The following is a 15,845-nucleotide window of genomic DNA, read 5'->3' as shown; positions in this document are numbered from 1 at the left end:
ATGGCTGCAATCACCATGGACGAGGCGCTCGACCGCGCCGGAGCGGGGACCTATCAGCGACGATTGATGGGCATTTTCGGGCTCGTCTGGACGGCGGATGCCATGCAGGTTCTGGCGGTCGGTTTCACCGCTGCTTCGATCGCGGCAAGTTTCGGGCTGACCGTGCCGCAGGCGCTGCAGACCGGCACCGCCTTCTTCCTCGGCATGCTGCTCGGCGCGCTCGGTTTCGGCAGGCTCGCCGACCGGATCGGCCGGCGGCGGGTGCTGATCGTCACGGTCGCCTGTGACGCGGTGTTCGGCACGCTCTCCATCTTCGCGCCGGATTTCACCATCCTGCTTCTGCTGCGCTTCCTGACCGGCGCTGCCGTCGGCGGTACGTTGCCGGTCGACTATGCGATGATGGCGGAATTCCTGCCAGCGAAGAACCGCGGCCGCTGGCTGGTCCTGCTCGAAGGGTTCTGGGCGATCGGAACGCTGATCGTGGCGCTCGCCGCCTGGGCCGCAAGCCTTGCCGGCGTCGCGGATGCCTGGCGGTATATTTTCGCGGTCACCGCCATTCCGGCGATCGCTGGCATCGGCCTGCGTTTCCTGGTGCCGGAATCGCCGCTCTACCTGATGCGCTCCGGGCGTCACGACGAGGCGAGGGAAATCGTCGACCGGATGCTCGCCGTCAACGGACACACGCCGCTCGGGGCAGGCACCAGCCTGGTCTCGCCGCCGCCGGTCAAGACGACCGGCATCTTTTCGGGCGAGCTTCGCCAGCGCAGCATCATGATCCTGGCGATCTGGTTCCTTGTCTCCGTCTCTTATTACGGCGTCTTTACCTGGATGCCCGCGAAGCTTGCCGGCGAGGGTTTCGGTTTCGTGCGCGGTTACGGTTTCCTGGTTCTGGTCGCGCTTGCCCAGATCCCGGGTTATGCGCTTGCCGCCTATGGCGTAGAGAAATGGGGCCGCAAGCCGACGCTCATCGGTTTCTGCCTTCTATCGGCGCTCGGCTGCCTGATGTTCGTCGTCGCACCCAGCGCCCTCCTGGTCGGGGCTGCGCTGCTGATCATGAGCTTTGCGCTGCTCGGCACCTGGGGTGCGCTCTACGCCTATACGCCGGAACTTTACCCGACCGCGTCGCGGGCGACCGGCATGGGGGCAGCCGGTGCCATGGCGCGTCTCGGCGGACTGCTGGCGCCGTCGCTGGTGGGTTATGTCGTGGTTCAGGGGCTCGGCCTGACGATCGGCATCTTTGCCGGCCTGCTGGTGATCGCGGCGATTGCCGCGACGATGATCAATGCGGAGACGCGGCAGGTCTCTCTCGCCTGAGCTAGAAGCGTTTTTGCAGCCACGTCACCGAATGGCCTCCTTCGAGGCCTTTCAGCGTGCCGATCTCGGTATAACCCTGTTTCAGGTATAGCTTGAGCGCTTCCGGGTTCATCGTGTCGATATAGGCGCCGATCGCGCCGCGAGCTTTGGCTTCGACTTCGGCCATGTCGAGCATGCGGGCGCCGAGGCCTTGGCCGCGCAACTCGTCCGGCACATAGAGCATCGAGATATAAAGCCAGCCGCGGCCGGTATAACCTGTCAGCCCGCCGATCAGATTGCCGTCCCCGTCATGCAGCGGCACCGCCAGTTCGCGGCGGTTGCTGGGGCCGAACGTTGCGGCATTGTGGGTCATCAGCCGTTCGAGGATGAAATCCTCCTCGTCGGCGTTCATGCCTTCGGTGAGTTTCAGGTCGATATCCATGCGGCGATTCTTCGTCCCCATTTTTCGGAGCGAATGGATAACCTACAGAGCTTTCCTGAGGAAGGTGCGGGTGCGGCCCTTCGGAAATTCCGGCAGTTCCCCGAAGATTTCGTAACCCTGGCGCATATAGGCCTTGCGGGCGAGCGGGCTGAACGTGTCGATCCAGGCGCCATGGCAGCCGCGGGCGCGGGCTTCCTGTTCGGCTTGGCTCAGCAGCTTGCCGGCCATGCCTTCACCCCGCAATGTTTCCGGGACGAACAGCCATTGGGTGAAGAGCCAGCCCCAGGCGGTGTAACCGGAAAGCCCGCCGATCACCTTGTCCTCCACATCGCGGATCAGCACGGCGAGCGGCTTGCGGTCGGATGGGCCGACATCGGCGTCGTTGAAGGCGGTCAGTCCTTCGCCGATCACGGCCAGTTCCTCGGGCGAGGGCGAGGCGGTCACATCAAACTGCGTCATATGTCAGCGACCCTCGCGCCACCACATGGCCGCGACCGCGAAGAGCAGCGCGGAGAGGCCGGCGAAACCGGCAAACAGCGGCAGCGTGTTGATGCCGCGCAGCACCGTCTCGTCGGTCATGCGGATGACCATGCGGTTGGGATCGTTGACGCGCACTTCGCCGCGAACCGGCAGGATGTCCGGCAGCGAAATACCATCGCCCGAGGCGATGCGGGTGACGAGGCCACGGGTCTTGTCGGCATAGGGTTTCAGCGTGCTCTCGGTCGAGATCATCGCCTTGAATTCCGGCGCGTCCACCGTGCCGACATGTACGAGCGTCGAGAACTGGCCGTTGGTGACTTCGAACAGGCCGGTCTCTTCCATACGGCGTTCCAGCCGGTACTGGCCGGGGCCGGCAGCCGTCATCGGCACGGTCTCGGTACGGCCGGACGGGTATTTGATCGTCGCGGGACCCGGATCGTCGCCGATCGTCTGGCGGGTCGCTTCGAGCGTGCGGCCGACGGCGCGGGCGGTCAGCGCTTCTTCTTCCAGCTCCGGTTCCTTCATCAGCCAGTGGGCGATGCGGCGATAGAGCGACACATGCGGGCCGCCGCCTTCGAAACCGCGAGCCCAGAGCCAGCCCTGGTCGGAGAGCAGCATGGCGACGCGGCCTTCGCCCTGGCGGTTGAGGACGAGCAGCGGGCGGTCGCCGTCGCCTTCCATGACCGTCTGGCCCTGCGGCGTGTCGACGTCGATGGTGCGGAACCAGCGGCCCCAGGCGGGCGGATTCGAGTTGGAGCCGTCGAGGCCGCGGGTCACGGGGTGCTTTTCACCCTCCGGCGACAGATGCGGATAGAAGGCGGCGCTGTGGATTTCGCCGGTCGGGGCGGCCGGCAGGACCTGTTCGAGCGGCGTGGACGCAATCGAATCCTCGCCGGCATGCTCGGGGCCGGCGGCGATCAGCAGTGCGCCGCCATTGTTCACGTACTGGGCGATGTAATCGTAATAGAGGATCGGCAGCACGCCGCGATGCTTGTAGCGGTCGAAGATGATCAGGTCGAAATCCTTGATCTTCTCGACGAACAGTTCGCGGGTCGGGAAGGCGATCAGCGACAGCTCGTTGATCGGCGTGCCGTCCTGCTTTTCCGGCGGCCGCAGAATGGTGAAGTGGACGAGGTCGACCGAGGCATCGGACTTCAAAAGGTTGCGCCAGGCGCGCTCGCCGGCATGCGGTTCGCCGGAGACGAGCAGCACACGTAGGTTCTGACGGATGCCGTCGATGACATGGACGGCGCGGTTGTTGGCGATGGTCACCTCGCCCGGAAGCTCGGCGACCGAAAATTCCATGACGTTGTTGCCGCCGCGCGGAACCGTGAACGAGAAAGGCGTCTCCTGGCCGGGCGTGGCGCGCAGCGTCGCTGTCTGCTGACCGTTCATGCGCACCGTGACCTGGGCCGGGCCGCCACCGGTGCGACCGTCGTCGAAGACCCGCAGCGTCAGTTCCTGTTCCTCGCCGACAATGCCAAAGCGCGGGGCGCGGACCACTTCAACGCGGCGGTCGAATTCGTCCGGCTTGCCGGTGATCAGGCCGTGGACGGGGGCGTTGAAGCCGAGGTCCTGGTTGATGCCGGGCAGGTCGTGGATCTGGCCGTCGGTCAGGAAAACCGCCCCGCCGATACGGGCCGGCGGCACGTCGGAAATGGCGGAACGCAGGGCAGTGAAGAGCTTTGTCGAGGGAGTGTCGGTATCGCCATCGTCATCGACCTCGACGATACGCGTCTCGATGCGCGGGTAGCGGGAGAAGCGGTCCTTGAGGCTTGCGAGCGCCTCGTCGGTCTGTTGCTTGCGCTGGGCGGTATCCTGGCTCTGCGAGCGGTCAACAATGACCGGCACGACGGTCGAAAGCTGGTCGCGGTCCTCCTGCAGCAGCGTCGGGTTGGCGAGCGCCAGGAGCAGGGCGGCGAGCGCCAGCGTGCGCAAGGCGGCGCCGCGAATGCCGCGCCAGAAGGAGAGGCCCGCGAGGATCAGCGCGAAGACACCGAGGGCGGCCAGGATCGGCCAGGAGAAAAAGGGGGCGAATTCGATGGTCATGTTCGGCTGTCCTTACTGGCCAAGCCGTTCGAGAAGCGCCGGGACATGCACCTGGTCGGCTTTGTAGTTGCCGGTCAGCATGTACATCATGATGTTGACGCCGGAGCGATAGGCATATTCGCGCTGCATCTCGTCCGGGGGCACGGTCGGCAGGACCGGGGCGCCCTGGCTGTCGACTGCCCAGGCACCGGCGAAATCATTGCCGGTGATCAGCAACGGGGTCACCCCGTCGCCGCTGGAGGAGAGCTGGGCGCCGGTGTTTTTCGCTTCCTGCCGTGCCTCGACCCAAAGCGGGCTGCCGGTATAACGACCGGGGAAATTGGTGAGCAGGTAGAAGGAGCGGGTCAGCACGTGATCGGTAGGCGTCGGCTCCAGCGGCGGGATGTCGATATTGGCGAGGATCGCCTGCAGGCGCTCGCCATTCGGCGTGGTGCCGCCACCGCCGAGCGACGAATATTGATCACGGGTGTCGAAGAGCACAGTGCCGCCATTGCGCATATAGGCGTCGATGCGAGAGATCGCCGCCTGCGACGGCATCGGCGCCGTGGCAGAGATGGGCCAGTAGATGATCGGGTAGAAGGCGAGCTCATCCTTGGTGATGTCGAGGCCGACCGGAGCGCCTGGTTCCAGCGTCGTGCGGTAGGTGAGGAACTGGCTGAGACCCTCGAGACCCTGTTCGGAAATCCGGTCGACATCCTGCTCGCCGGTGGTGACATAGGCGAGGTGGGTCGTGTCGAGCCGTTCGAGGATCTGCTCGTCACCCGGCTTGGCACCGGCACCGGGCGCCATTTCTTGCGCTTTGGATTGGCCGGGCGTCAAGGCAAATAGGCCGAAGGCGAGGGCGGCGATCGCTGCTGCGGCAGCACCGCTCGGCCTGCGGCGTCCGCCGGGGCCACGGGAGAAAGTGCCGTTCATGAAGAGCACCACGAGGCTGTCGAGGATCAGCAGCGCGAAGGCGGCGGCGAAAAGGGCGGGGCGCAGCGATACGGCTTCGCCGCCGGCAAGGCCTTCGCGCACCAGCGGCCGGCCCGCTGTGGTCGGGTCGAAGCGGGCGATGACGGTCTTTGGCGCCAGCAGGTTGACGGCGGTGAAACCGTCCTCGGTGCCGTAAAGACCCGGCGGATGGTCGAAACTCGCGACCGGCACCTGGTTTGCGGCGATCGCGATCGGACGGGCCGTGCCGGTTTCGGTGGTGAGGACGCCGTCGGCGGTGAGCAGCCGATAGGGCGCGAGTGTCGCAGCGGCTCCCTCTGCTGCCGCGCCGGACGCGGCACCTCCGGCGCGGGCGAGCTGGACCAGGCGGCGGAGCATTTCGACGAAATTGCCCGACAGCGGCAGGTTCGACCAGGTCGCCTCGGCGCTCGTGTGGAAGAGCACGATGCGGCCGGCATCGACTTCCTTTTCGGTGACGAGAGGCGTGCCGTCGGAAAGGCTTGCCCAGGTGCGTTCGGCAAGGTCCGGCGTCGGTTCGGCGAGAACTTGGCGGGTGACGGTGATGTCCGCGGCGCGCGGCATGCCGGCGAAGGGGCCGAAACTCGGGAAATCGGCGAGCGACTGCGGCTCCGACCAGGACATGGCGCCGCCGAGCGCGCGTTCACCCTGGCGCAGGATCACCGGCACCAGCGGATCGTCGGCGGGGGCGGCGGCAAGGCGCGGGCCGGCGAAGCGGATCAACGTACCACCCTGAGCGATCCATCGCTGCAGTGGCGCGTAGGTTTCTGACGGCAGGCGGCCGACATCGGCAAGGATGATGGCGGAAGGGTTTCCCTGGAGGATCTGCGGGATGGCGACCGAAAGATCGGCGGTATTCGGCTGGATGACATCCGCATAAGGCAGGAGCGCGCGGCTGATGTAATAGAGCGGCTGCAACAGCGGCTGGAAATCGCTGCCGCTTTCGCCAGCGAGAAGCGCGATGCGGCGGCGCTTGAAGCCATCATCGAGCAGGTGTGCTGCGCCGGCGGTGGCGAGACCGTCGATGCTGAGGCGCGCGAAATCGTTGCGAAGCTCGAACGGCGAGGTGATCTCGGCCGTGGCGGTCGCAGCACCGGCCGCAAACTGCAGCGTGCCTGAGGCGAGCGCGCGGCCCTGCGCGTCGAGCGCGTTGACGTTCATCTGCTGTGCCGATGCGGTCGAAAGGCGTGTTGCGGTCACCGACATGGCGGCGGCGTTGTTCACCGCGTCGGTCAGCGCCACGGCGCTATGGCCGTCGCCTTCGATCAGGCGCATTTCGGCGGGCGACAGGGCGGCGAATGTCGACATGGCCTCGTTGTCGCTGGCGGCCGCCATGCCATCGGAAAGGATGACGAGCGTGCCGGGACGGGTGGTGTTCATGGCCTCTCTGACCGCCTGGGCGGCGCGGGCGCGATCGGGAACCAGCGGCTTGGGGTTGGCGGCCGTCAGCTTGTCGCGGGCGGCGGCGGCGGTCCCGGGTACCGCCTCATGGCTGGCATCGGCGGTAAAGGTGATCGAGACCGGCACGTCGGCGCTTTCGGCGTCGTCGATCAAAAGGTTGGCGGTCTGGACGCGGCGTTCCCAGTCGGCAGCGGTCGCCCAGCCGTTGTCGACGACGAGCACCAGCGGGCCCCCTGCATTCAGAGAATTGGCGCGCGGGTTCATCACCGGATCGGCGATCGCCAGGATCACGGCGGCGGCGAGAAGCATGCGCAGCAGCGTCAGCCACCAGGGGCTTTTCGAGGGCGTTTCCTCGCGCTTCAGGACCGTCGCAAGGATCCGGAGCGGCGGAAAGATTTCCGCCTTCGGGCGCGGCGGGGTGAGCCGCAGCAGCCACCAGATGACCGGCAGCGCGATCAGGCCGAAGAGGATGGCGGGATTGGCGAAAATCAGCGCGCTCATGACCTGTCTCCGACCGGTTTCGGTGACGGCATGCCGGAAAGATAACCATGCACGGCAACCAGCGCCTCGGAGGCCAGGTGGTCGGTCCGGTGGAAAACGAAGCTCCAGCCGAGACGGCGCAGCGATTCACCGAGTGCATCGCGACGGGCGAAATAGGCGCGCTGATAATCCTCGCGGATCATTTCGGCGCGGCCGGAGACGAGCTTTTCGCCGGTCTCGGGATCGGTGAACTCGGTGCGGCCGGTATAGGGGAAGGTCTCTTCCGCCGGATCGGCGATCTCGACCACGTGGCCGCGTAGGCCGCGGCGGCCGAGCGGGGCAATGCGTTCCATCACCCGGTCGGCGTCGTCGAGGAAATCGCCGATCAGCACGATGTCGCTATGGCCGCGGATCATCGCGGTATCCGGCAGGCCGGTGGTCAGCGGCGCGTGCATGATCGAGGCGGCGAGCCGCTCGGCGGCGTTGCGGGCCGATACCGGCTCCATGATGCCGGGGCAGCCGATGCGCTCGCCGGACCGGGCAAGGATTTCGGCCAGCGCCAGCATCAGCACCAGCGCCCGGCTTTCCTTGGAAGCGATGGCAAGCGTCGACTTGTACATCATCGACGGCGACATGTCGGCCCAGAGCCAGACGGTGTGGGCGGCTTCCCATTCGCGCTCGCGGACATAGGTATGGTCGTCGCGGGCGGAGCGGCGCCAATCGATGCGAGACAGGCTTTCACCCTCGGCATAGGGCCGGAACTGCCAGAAATTTTCGCCGACGCCGCGCTTGCGGCGACCATGCCAACCGGCGATCACCGTGTTGGCGATGCGCTTTGCTTCCACCATGCAATCCGGCACAAGCGTCGCGCGGGCCTGGGCTCGAGAGAGGAGTTCGCTACTCGGTGTCTGCTCTACGATCTGGCCAATGGTGGAAGCCACGCATTATCCTTTCTAGCCGGCGGACTTAGCCGCGGGCCTGCTTCACCAGGCCGGCGATGACGTCGCGCACCGACATGCCTTCGGCGCGGGCCGCAAACGTCAGCGCCATGCGGTGTTCAAGCACCGGTTCGGCAAGCGCGTAAACGTCGTCGAGCGACGGGGCCAGACGGCCTTCGTAAAGGGCGCGGGCGCGGGCCGTCAGCATCAGCGACTGGCCGGCGCGCGGGCCGGGACCCCAGGCGACGTGCTTGTCGGTATGGGCATTGCCGTGGCCGGGGCGGGCAGAGCGCACCAGCGACAGGATCGCATCGACCACCTTGTCGCTGACCGGCATCTGGCGGATCAGCATCTGGATTTCCTGGAGCCGGGCAGCATCGATGACGCCGCGCGCCTTGGCTTCCGAAAGGCCGGTGGTTTCGAGCAGGATCTGCCGCTCGGCGGCAAGTTCCGGATAAAGCACGTCCACCTGCAGCAGGAAGCGGTCGAGCTGCGCTTCCGGCAACGGATAGGTGCCTTCCTGCTCCAGCGGGTTCTGGGTCGCGAGCACGTGGAAGGGAGCGGGCAGATCGTAGCGCTGGCCGGCCACCGTGATGTGGTATTCCTGCATGGACTGTAGCAGTGCCGACTGGGTGCGCGGCGAGGCGCGGTTGATTTCGTCGGCCATCAGCAGCTGAGCGAACACCGGCCCCTTGATGAAGCGGAAGGAGCGGCGGCCGGTATCGTCGGTATCCATGACTTCCGAGCCGAGAATATCCGAAGGCATCAGGTCGGGCGTGAACTGGATGCGGTTGCCGCCGAGGCTGAGCACGGTGCCGAGCGTGGTGACGAGCTTGGTCTTGGCGAGGCCGGGGACGCCGACCAGCAGTGCATGGCCGCCGGACAGGACCGCCAGAAGCGTGTTCTCGACCACCTTTTCCTGACCGAAGATCACTTTCGCGACTTCGGCGCGAATGGCGGCGATGTCGGAAAGGGCCATTTCCGCGGAGGCGATGATGGCTTTCTCATCGAGGGCGGTATCGGTGGAATTCATCAGGCCCATGTCGCTCTCCATCATCCAAACTGGCGGCATCCAAACTGGCTGGCATCCAGAACCTGCTGGCACTTAGAAACCGGCTGGCTTTTCCAGGCCGGGCTCATTGATATCCCGGCGGCGAATCGCTGCGTCGCAGCATCCGGCTTATCCGATCAAACTTATTCCCCGAAATATGGCTGACAAGCACGTATTGAATGACTATCTCGTGAGGAACAATTGCTTTGGTGGATGCTTACGGTCGAACCGGGACTGAAAGATGGCAGCGCAAACGATAAATTCGGCACCCGATGCCGCAGGGCTTGCGGCGCTGATCTCGCGTGCTTCCGAGCAGAGCGGCGACGGAAAGCGTGGTTTACCGCCTGTCGAGCGGTGGAATCCGCCCTTTTGCGGTGATATCGACATGGAAATCCGTGCCGACGGCACGTGGTTCTATATGGGCACCCCGATCGGCCGCGCACCGCTCGTGAGGCTGTTTTCGACGGTGCTGCGCAAGGATGAGGACGGTCGGACCTATCTCGTAACACCTGTGGAAAAGGTCGGCATCCGCATCGCCGACGCTCCCTTCCTTGCGGTCGAGATGCAGATGACGCAGCGTGAAGGCCAACAGGTGCTCACGTTCAGGACAAATGTCGGTGATGTGGTGGAGGCGGGGCTGGAACATCCCTTGCGCTTCGAGATTTCGGGCGAAAACCGCGAGCTGAAACCCTATCTCCTGGTCCGCGGCCGGTTGGAGGCCCTGGTCTCCCGCGCTGTCATGTACGATCTCGTGGAACTCGGCGAGGCTATCGTGATAGACGGGGTGCCGATGTTCTCCGTCCGCTCCGGGACGGAGGTCTTTCCCGTGATGCCCGAGGCCGAATTGGACGCCTTATCGCAATGAGTGACTATCCCCTTTTTTCGGCCGGCGATTTTCGCCGCCGGGCACTGAACCAGAATGGCGGGCCGGTCGACCACGCCTGGCGCGACCATGGCGACCACCTGCTCAATCCGACGCTCGTCGATCTCGCCGCGGGACTGAAGCTCAAGGATGCCGCCGTGCTGGTGCCTGTCGTCGACGACGGCGACGAAGCCAAGGTGATCCTGACGCAGCGGACATCGACGATGCGCAAGCATTCCGGCCAGATAGCCTTTCCGGGCGGTGGGATCGACCCGGAGGATAGATCCCCGGAACAGGCGGCGTTGCGTGAGGCGGAAGAGGAGATCGGCCTCGACCGTTCCTTCGTCGAAACGCTGTCGCGACTGCCGACCTATTATGCCGCGACCGGTTTTCGGATCACGCCGGTGCTCTCGGTGGTCAGGCGCGGCTTCGAGATCACGCCCAATCCGGCCGAGGTGGACGACGTGTTCGAGGTGCCGTTATCCTTCCTGATGAACGCGGCCAACCACCAGCGCGACAGCCGGGAATGGGACGGCACGGAGCGGCATTTCTATGTGATGCCCTACGAGGAACGAAACATCTGGGGCATTACCGCGGGCATCCTGCGCACGCTCTATGAAAGGCTTTACGCATGACCAGTGTTGCTGACGAGGCCTGGTTCCGGGACCCGGCGCTGCAGCGCATCCTGACGCTGCTGAATGCCGATGGCGGCGAGGCGCGGGTGGCGGGTGGCGCGGTGCGCAATGCGCTGATGGGGCTTCCAGTCGCCGATGTCGACGTCGCCACCACGCTTGTCCCGGAAAAGGTGGTCGAGCGGGCGGTGACGGCCGGTATCAAGGCCGTGCCGACCGGCTTCGAGCACGGCACGGTGACGCTGGTCATCGGAGGCCACGGGTTCGAGGTCACCACGTTGCGCCGCGACATCGAGACCGACGGCCGGCGGGCCAAGGTCGCCTTCGGCACCGATTGGCAGACGGATGCCGAACGACGGGACCTGACGATCAACGCACTTTATGCCGACGCTCAAGGCGCGGTGATCGACCTCGTGAACGGACTGCCGGATATCGACACGCGCACCGTCCGCTTCATCGGCGATGCGGCCGAGCGGATCGCCGAGGACTATTTGCGCATCCTGCGCTTCTTCCGCTTCTTCGCCCATTACGGTTCCGGCCGGCCGGATGCGGATGGCCTGAGGGCCTGCGCCCGTGCCAAGGACAAGCTTTCGACGCTTTCCGCCGAGCGCATCTGGGCGGAAACCAAGAAGCTGCTGTCCGCTGCCGATCCTTCCCGCGCGTTGCTGTGGATGCGGCAGGCGGGCGTGCTCACCGAAATCCTGCCGGAGACGGAAAAGTGGGGTATCGACGGCATCCACGGCCTCGTGGCGGCAGAGAAGTCGCTCGGCTGGACGGCCGATCCGATCCTGCGGCTGGCGGCGATCGTGCCGCCGGATGCCGAGAGGCTGGATGCACTTGCGAAGCGGCTCAGGATGTCGAATGCAGAGGCTGCCAAGCTTGCGGCCTGGGCAAATGCGCCGGTGCTGCCGGACGAAGTGACGGATGTCGGGTTTGACCGGCTGCTCTACCGCCATGGTGCGGAGGGGCTGGTCTTCCGGCTGAGGCTGGCTCTGGCGTCGGCGCGAACTGCGGCCGAAGGCGATCCGGCGGCGATGCGCAGATCCGCGCGGCTGTCGGTCTTGCTGAAGAGGGCGGAGAACTACGAGAAGCCGGTCTTTCCGGTCGGTGGTGCTGATATCGTCGCAGCCGGCGTGCCGGCCGGAAAACGGGTCGGCGAAATCCTGAAGGAACTGGAAGATCTCTGGGTCGAGCGCAATTTTACTCTCGACCGGGCGGCGCTGACCGCCCGGCTGGAGGATATGATCCGCAGATCGCTTTGAGATCAGTCAGTTCGACGCTCTGACATCGGGTGCTTCGAAATCAGATGCAGCCGTTCCGATGCGGATGACCGATCTCGGTCGCGCCGGGCGTCAGGCCGCGGCCGCTCCGTTTTCGTCGCGAATGCGCGCCTTTATGTTTTCGACCATGTTTTCGCGGATGATCTCTTCGCCATGGACAGTGCGAAGATGTTCCACGGCGCGGCGAACCACTTCGGCGTCTTCATCGGCCCGGGTATGCCATTGGCAACCGGGGACGAGCGTACCGCATTCGAACAGTCGCATGATACTTCCTCCTATTGTCGTCGCACTGGAGGCGGGCGGACAGCTCCTCATATCCGCCGGCCCCAATCTCGATAACTCGAAAGCGACGACGCTGTTCCCGATGCCTATTCGGAAAACGCCCAGGCGTGGAAAACGGAAGCCTCTTCCTTGCCCTTTTCCCGCGCCGTCTCGGTGTTGGCGGCCGACGTGGCAACCGACTTGCCGGCAAGCTGGCGCTTTACCTGGTCCACATAAAAGGAATGGGGGAGTTCTCCGCCAGTTCTCGCGCGCATTTCCGTCGCGAGGCGGTCGATCATTTCAGCGGTATCAAGGGAACGGGAGTCCCTGTCCTTAGACGCTTCCGGCATGGGCATGCTATTCGGTGCCATCATGGCGATCCTCCTCCGGTACAACCAAAGGGACGCTACCACCATCGCACTGATTCCGATATCGCATTTGTTAAGGATGAGATATTGGGGCCGGTTTATACCCGAAATCGTTAATTTTGTGGTCTTCGATCTAAGGCCACCTTACAACCGGAGGCAGTGACGAGAGGATGGACTCGACATTGCCGCCGGTCTTCAACCCGAAAATCGTGCCACGGTCGTAGAGCAGGTTGAACTCGACATAGCGGCCGCGACGGATCAGCTGTTCGTCGCGATCATGTTCCGTCCAGGGCTTGTTGAAGTTGGCCCGGACGATCCGCGGATAGACGAGGTTGAAGGCGCGCCCGACATCCTGCACAAACGCGAAATCCGCATCCCAGCCGCCTTTTTCGGCAACCGGATGCAGCCAGTCGAAGAAAATGCCGCCGACGCCGCGCGGTTCGTTGCGGTGCTTCAGGAAAAAATAGTCGTCGCACCAGGCCTTGTAGCGATCGTAGTCGGCGACCGCCTCGTGGCGTTTGCAGGTGATTTCCATGACCCGGTGGAAGAGGGTGGTGTCCGGATCTTCCTGGGTGCGGCGCCGGTCGAGGACCGGGGTAAGATCCGCGCCGCCGCCGAACCACTGGCTCGACGTCACCACCATGCGGGTATTCATGTGGACGGTCGGTACGTTCGGATTGACCGGGTGGGCGATCAGCGAAATGCCCGACGCCCAGAAGCGCGGGTCTTCCTCGGCACCCGGCATCTGGCTGCGGAAGTCGGCGGAAAACTCGCCGTGGACGGTCGAGGTGTGGACACCGACCTTCTCGAAGACGCGCCCCTCCATCATCGACATTCTGCCGCCACCGCCGGCACCGCCGTCGCGCAGCCAGTCCTTGGGTTTGAAGCGGCCGGGCTCCTGATCGGAGAGGGGGCCGGTCAGCTCATCCTCAAGGCCTTCCAGCGAGGCGCAGATCGTGTCGCGCAGGCTCTCGAACCAGGTCCTCGCAGCCACCTTCTTGTCTTCGATGTCCTCGGGCAGCCCCTTGGGCAGTACCGGCCGTTCCATATCTCTAATCCTCTCGCCATCCCCTTGGCGCGACTCGCATTTTTCCGATCGGGAATTAGCATTTCTGGCTTTCGCGAACCATTCCATCGATTGTCGCGGGTGGAAAATGAGACTCGCAAAGCGTGTCGCCTGGCACTATCTTTACCGCATAAACAGGTGCTGATCAGGGGCTTTCATGGCAAAGTTCACACCCCCGCCGCTCGACGGGCTGAAACGCAGGATCGACCGCCACCGGCAGGAAAAAGCCGGCGAGCGCCAGGGCATGTTCGTGCGGCAGACATTTCAGCTCTCACGGGAAGAAGCGCGCGAAAAGGCGCGCGAGTGGTTTCACGAATTTCCGAAGGCCGCCTATTGGACGGAAGTGGAAAGCTGGCGCCAGCTCGAAGGTGACAAGATCGAATTCACCATGCGACGGCTGCCGACTGCGGATTGATCCGGTCAATCATTGCGGATCTTCATAGGTGTAGAGCGCGCACAATTCAGCGTTGCTCTTCGGCGGATTTCTCCCTGTAAACACGGCGATCGCCGACATGCCCTTGCCGGATGCCCAGTTGGCGACATAGGTGACGTCGCCCGATCCGCAGAGCTGGTTACCGTTTTCAAGTTCCGGATCGGCCGGTTTTGCGACGCGATAGACCGATGCCGGCACACGTCTGCCATCCACCCGGAAATTATCGGCAACGAGGTCGGAGAATTCGAGGGATTCTTCGTTCTCGAAGGTGATACTGAAATCGTCCAGCCAGACGTCGCCGGTGACGCTCATCGCCGTCTTGCTGACCGCAGTATAATGCTCGGCCTCCTGGCCGTGGACGGACGAAGCCATCAAGGCAAGAGCGGCAATGGTCATCGGGTAACAAAGCAGAGTGCGGAAATTGCGCATCGAGGTCCTTGAAGGCTTGGCGTTTGTGGCTTTCGGAAGAACGAAACTCCGTTGCGGAAACATATGCGATCTCCGAGGTTCGGCCCATGGGCCTCGATCGGTTTGGCAGGTGTTTTTCAAAAGATGCTAAACGGAGACGGAGGCTGCTGGTACCGAAGACTCAAGCATAAACCTATCCGTGCAATCAACTGACATTCACCTCTTCATCCGTTTCCAGCAAAATCGGTCCCGCACCCTTTTCGCCGAGCATGTCGAGCGGGTTCCTGAGCGGGCAGTCCTCCATCGACAGGCAGCCGCAGCCGATGCAGCCGGTCAGGTGGTCGCGGAGCGCCGTGAGGCTGGCGATCCTGGCGTCGAGCTGGCGTTTCCAGGTTTCCGATAGACGCTGCCAGTCCTTTGCCGTCAGCGGCCGGTCGTGCGGCAGGACGGAGAGCGCTTCGGCGATATCGGCAAGCGGTATGCCGGTCTTCTGGGCCACCTTGATGACGGCGACCCGGCGCAGCACGACGCGTGGATAACGGCGCTGGTTGCCACGGTTGCGGCGGCTCTGGATCAGTCCCTTGGTCTCGTAGAAATGCAGGGTGGAGACCGCCACGCCGCTGCGTGTCGCCACTTCGCCGACCGTCAGTTCGAGCTCCAGCCTGGCACCCGGATTTTTCTTCATCATTGTTGTTGACCTCAATATTACTTGAGGTTCTATAGCATAGGCTTCCTGAAAGAGAACCGGAGCCAGTTCAATGGTGACGAAAACCGCCTTGTCGCAGCGCCTCGCCGACGATCATCGCCGCCGACATAGCGACGTTGATGGAGCGCTGGCCTTCGACCATGGGGATGAGGATGCGGGCGTCGGCTGCCTCATGAACATTGTCCGGCACGCCGGCGCTTTCGCGGCCGAAGAGGAGGATGTCGTCCGGCCGGAATTCGAAGCGGGTATAGGGCAGGGCGGCCTTGGTGGAGGCAAGCACGACGCGCCGGCCATTCTCCTTGCGCCAATCGTCGAAACGCTGCCAGTTGACGTGGCGGGTAAGCGTGACGCTCTCCAGATAGTCCATGCCGGAGCGCTTCAGGTTTCGATCGGAAATGTCGAAGCCCGCCGGCTCGATGATGTCGACGGAAAGACCGAGGCAGGCGGCGAGCCTCAGGATCGTGCCGGTATTGCCGGCGATATCCGGCTGGTAGAGGGCGATGCGCAGGCCAGAGGAAATGTTGCTCATATGCCCGTCCTTACGGGAAACCGGCGCTCGATCTCAAGCCTTTTCGATGCGCGGCATAGATGTGACGATCGGGCAACAGATAAGCCCTGGGTGGCCGGACGCGGCGATTTGCTCTTTTCAATTTGTACCCGAGAGGGTAGAAGGCTTGTATCACTCAACGCCCACTCAAGGAGGCCTACATGGATATGACCGTGCTTTCGCGCCTCCGCCGCCAG

The 15,845-nt window shown here is 64.1% G+C and carries 17 protein-coding genes; 5 read left to right on the top strand and 12 right to left on the bottom strand.

Annotated elements, in window-relative coordinates:
- Nucleotides 1-1,314, top strand: a complete 1,314-nt coding sequence (locus RG540_RS12600) for an MFS transporter (RefSeq protein ID WP_038588379.1) — start codon at nt 1-3, stop codon at nt 1,312-1,314.
- A gap of 1 nt (nt 1,315) precedes the next feature.
- Here RG540_RS12600 and RG540_RS12595 read toward each other — a convergent pair whose 3' ends face one another.
- From RG540_RS12595 to RG540_RS12570, 6 genes are read right to left on the bottom strand one after another with little or no spacing between them, the layout of a single operon-like run.
- Nucleotides 1,316-1,735, bottom strand: coding sequence for a GNAT family N-acetyltransferase (locus RG540_RS12595; protein ID WP_080725024.1), 420 nt, complete (start codon nt 1,733-1,735; stop codon nt 1,316-1,318).
- 42 nt (nt 1,736-1,777) lie between these two features.
- A complete protein-coding gene (locus RG540_RS12590; protein ID WP_038588377.1) occupies nt 1,778-2,194 on the bottom strand; it encodes a GNAT family N-acetyltransferase in 417 nt (138 codons plus the stop codon).
- Between the two features lie 3 nt (nt 2,195-2,197).
- On the bottom strand, nt 2,198-4,264 hold the full coding sequence (locus RG540_RS12585; RefSeq protein ID WP_038588374.1) for a membrane protein: 2,067 nt from the start codon (nt 4,262-4,264) through the stop codon (nt 2,198-2,200).
- Nucleotides 4,265-4,276: 12 nt separating this feature from the next.
- Nucleotides 4,277-7,117 (bottom strand): DUF4159 domain-containing protein, encoded by a 2,841-nt coding sequence (locus RG540_RS12580; protein WP_038588371.1) that lies wholly within the window; start codon nt 7,115-7,117, stop codon nt 4,277-4,279.
- Nucleotides 7,114-8,037, bottom strand: a complete 924-nt coding sequence (locus RG540_RS12575; protein WP_038588368.1) for a DUF58 domain-containing protein — start codon at nt 8,035-8,037, stop codon at nt 7,114-7,116. Before RG540_RS12575 ends, RG540_RS12580 begins: the two co-directional genes overlap by 4 nt.
- 25 nt (nt 8,038-8,062) lie before the next feature.
- Entirely contained in the window at nt 8,063-9,076 is a 1,014-nt protein-coding gene (locus RG540_RS12570; protein ID WP_038588365.1) for an AAA family ATPase, read from the bottom strand.
- Nucleotides 9,077-9,326: 250 nt separating this feature from the next.
- Between RG540_RS12570 and RG540_RS12565 the strand changes: the two genes are divergently transcribed.
- Genes RG540_RS12565 through RG540_RS12555 form a run of 3 tightly spaced genes read left to right on the top strand, consistent with a single transcriptional unit; the run spans nt 9,327 to nt 11,841 of the window.
- Nucleotides 9,327-9,950, top strand: a complete 624-nt coding sequence (locus RG540_RS12565; protein WP_038588363.1) for a DUF1285 domain-containing protein — start codon at nt 9,327-9,329, stop codon at nt 9,948-9,950.
- Nucleotides 9,947-10,582 (top strand): CoA pyrophosphatase, encoded by a 636-nt coding sequence (locus tag RG540_RS12560; protein ID WP_038588361.1) that lies wholly within the window; start codon nt 9,947-9,949, stop codon nt 10,580-10,582. The genes RG540_RS12565 and RG540_RS12560 overlap by 4 nt, the downstream gene beginning before the upstream one ends.
- A complete protein-coding gene (locus RG540_RS12555) occupies nt 10,579-11,841 on the top strand; it encodes a CCA tRNA nucleotidyltransferase (protein WP_038588358.1) in 1,263 nt (420 codons plus the stop codon). Before RG540_RS12560 ends, RG540_RS12555 begins: the two co-directional genes overlap by 4 nt.
- A gap of 90 nt (nt 11,842-11,931) precedes the next feature.
- Here RG540_RS12555 and RG540_RS12550 read toward each other — a convergent pair whose 3' ends face one another.
- From RG540_RS12550 to hemF, 3 genes are all read right to left on the bottom strand, one after another.
- The gene (locus RG540_RS12550) at nt 11,932-12,123 is read right to left on the bottom strand and encodes a DUF1059 domain-containing protein (protein ID WP_037076377.1); all 192 of its coding nucleotides are present in this window, start codon (nt 12,121-12,123) and stop codon (nt 11,932-11,934) included.
- A gap of 104 nt (nt 12,124-12,227) precedes the next feature.
- Nucleotides 12,228-12,494 (bottom strand): hypothetical protein, encoded by a 267-nt coding sequence (locus tag RG540_RS12545; protein ID WP_038588356.1) that lies wholly within the window; start codon nt 12,492-12,494, stop codon nt 12,228-12,230.
- A gap of 127 nt (nt 12,495-12,621) precedes the next feature.
- Nucleotides 12,622-13,536 (bottom strand): oxygen-dependent coproporphyrinogen oxidase, encoded by a 915-nt coding sequence (gene hemF / locus RG540_RS12540; RefSeq protein ID WP_038588355.1) that lies wholly within the window; start codon nt 13,534-13,536, stop codon nt 12,622-12,624.
- Between the two features lie 175 nt (nt 13,537-13,711).
- On the opposite strand from hemF, the gene RG540_RS12535 reads away from it, so the two are divergent.
- A complete protein-coding gene (locus RG540_RS12535; protein ID WP_038588353.1) occupies nt 13,712-13,969 on the top strand; it encodes a hypothetical protein in 258 nt (85 codons plus the stop codon).
- Nucleotides 13,970-13,978: 9 nt separating this feature from the next.
- Here the strand turns inward: RG540_RS12535 and RG540_RS12530 are convergent, their stop codons facing one another.
- The 3 genes from RG540_RS12530 to RG540_RS12520 all read right to left on the bottom strand — a co-directional run bounded on the left by RG540_RS12530 (nt 13,979) and on the right by RG540_RS12520 (nt 15,630).
- Complete coding sequence (locus RG540_RS12530; protein ID WP_244446554.1) at nt 13,979-14,479, bottom strand: hypothetical protein; 501 nt, start codon at nt 14,477-14,479, stop codon at nt 13,979-13,981.
- 121 nt (nt 14,480-14,600) lie between these two features.
- A complete protein-coding gene (gene soxR / locus RG540_RS12525) occupies nt 14,601-15,080 on the bottom strand; it encodes a redox-sensitive transcriptional activator SoxR (RefSeq protein WP_038593674.1) in 480 nt (159 codons plus the stop codon).
- A 70-nt stretch (nt 15,081-15,150) separates the two neighbouring features.
- Entirely contained in the window at nt 15,151-15,630 is a 480-nt protein-coding gene (locus tag RG540_RS12520) for a tRNA (cytidine(34)-2'-O)-methyltransferase (RefSeq protein WP_038588350.1), read from the bottom strand.
- Nucleotides 15,631-15,845 lie beyond the last annotated feature (215 nt).

Source organism: Neorhizobium galegae bv. orientalis str. HAMBI 540, from assembly GCF_000731315.1.
Lineage (GTDB): Bacteria > Pseudomonadota > Alphaproteobacteria > Rhizobiales > Rhizobiaceae > Neorhizobium > Neorhizobium galegae.
This window is presented reverse-complemented; position numbering and strand designations above follow the sequence as displayed.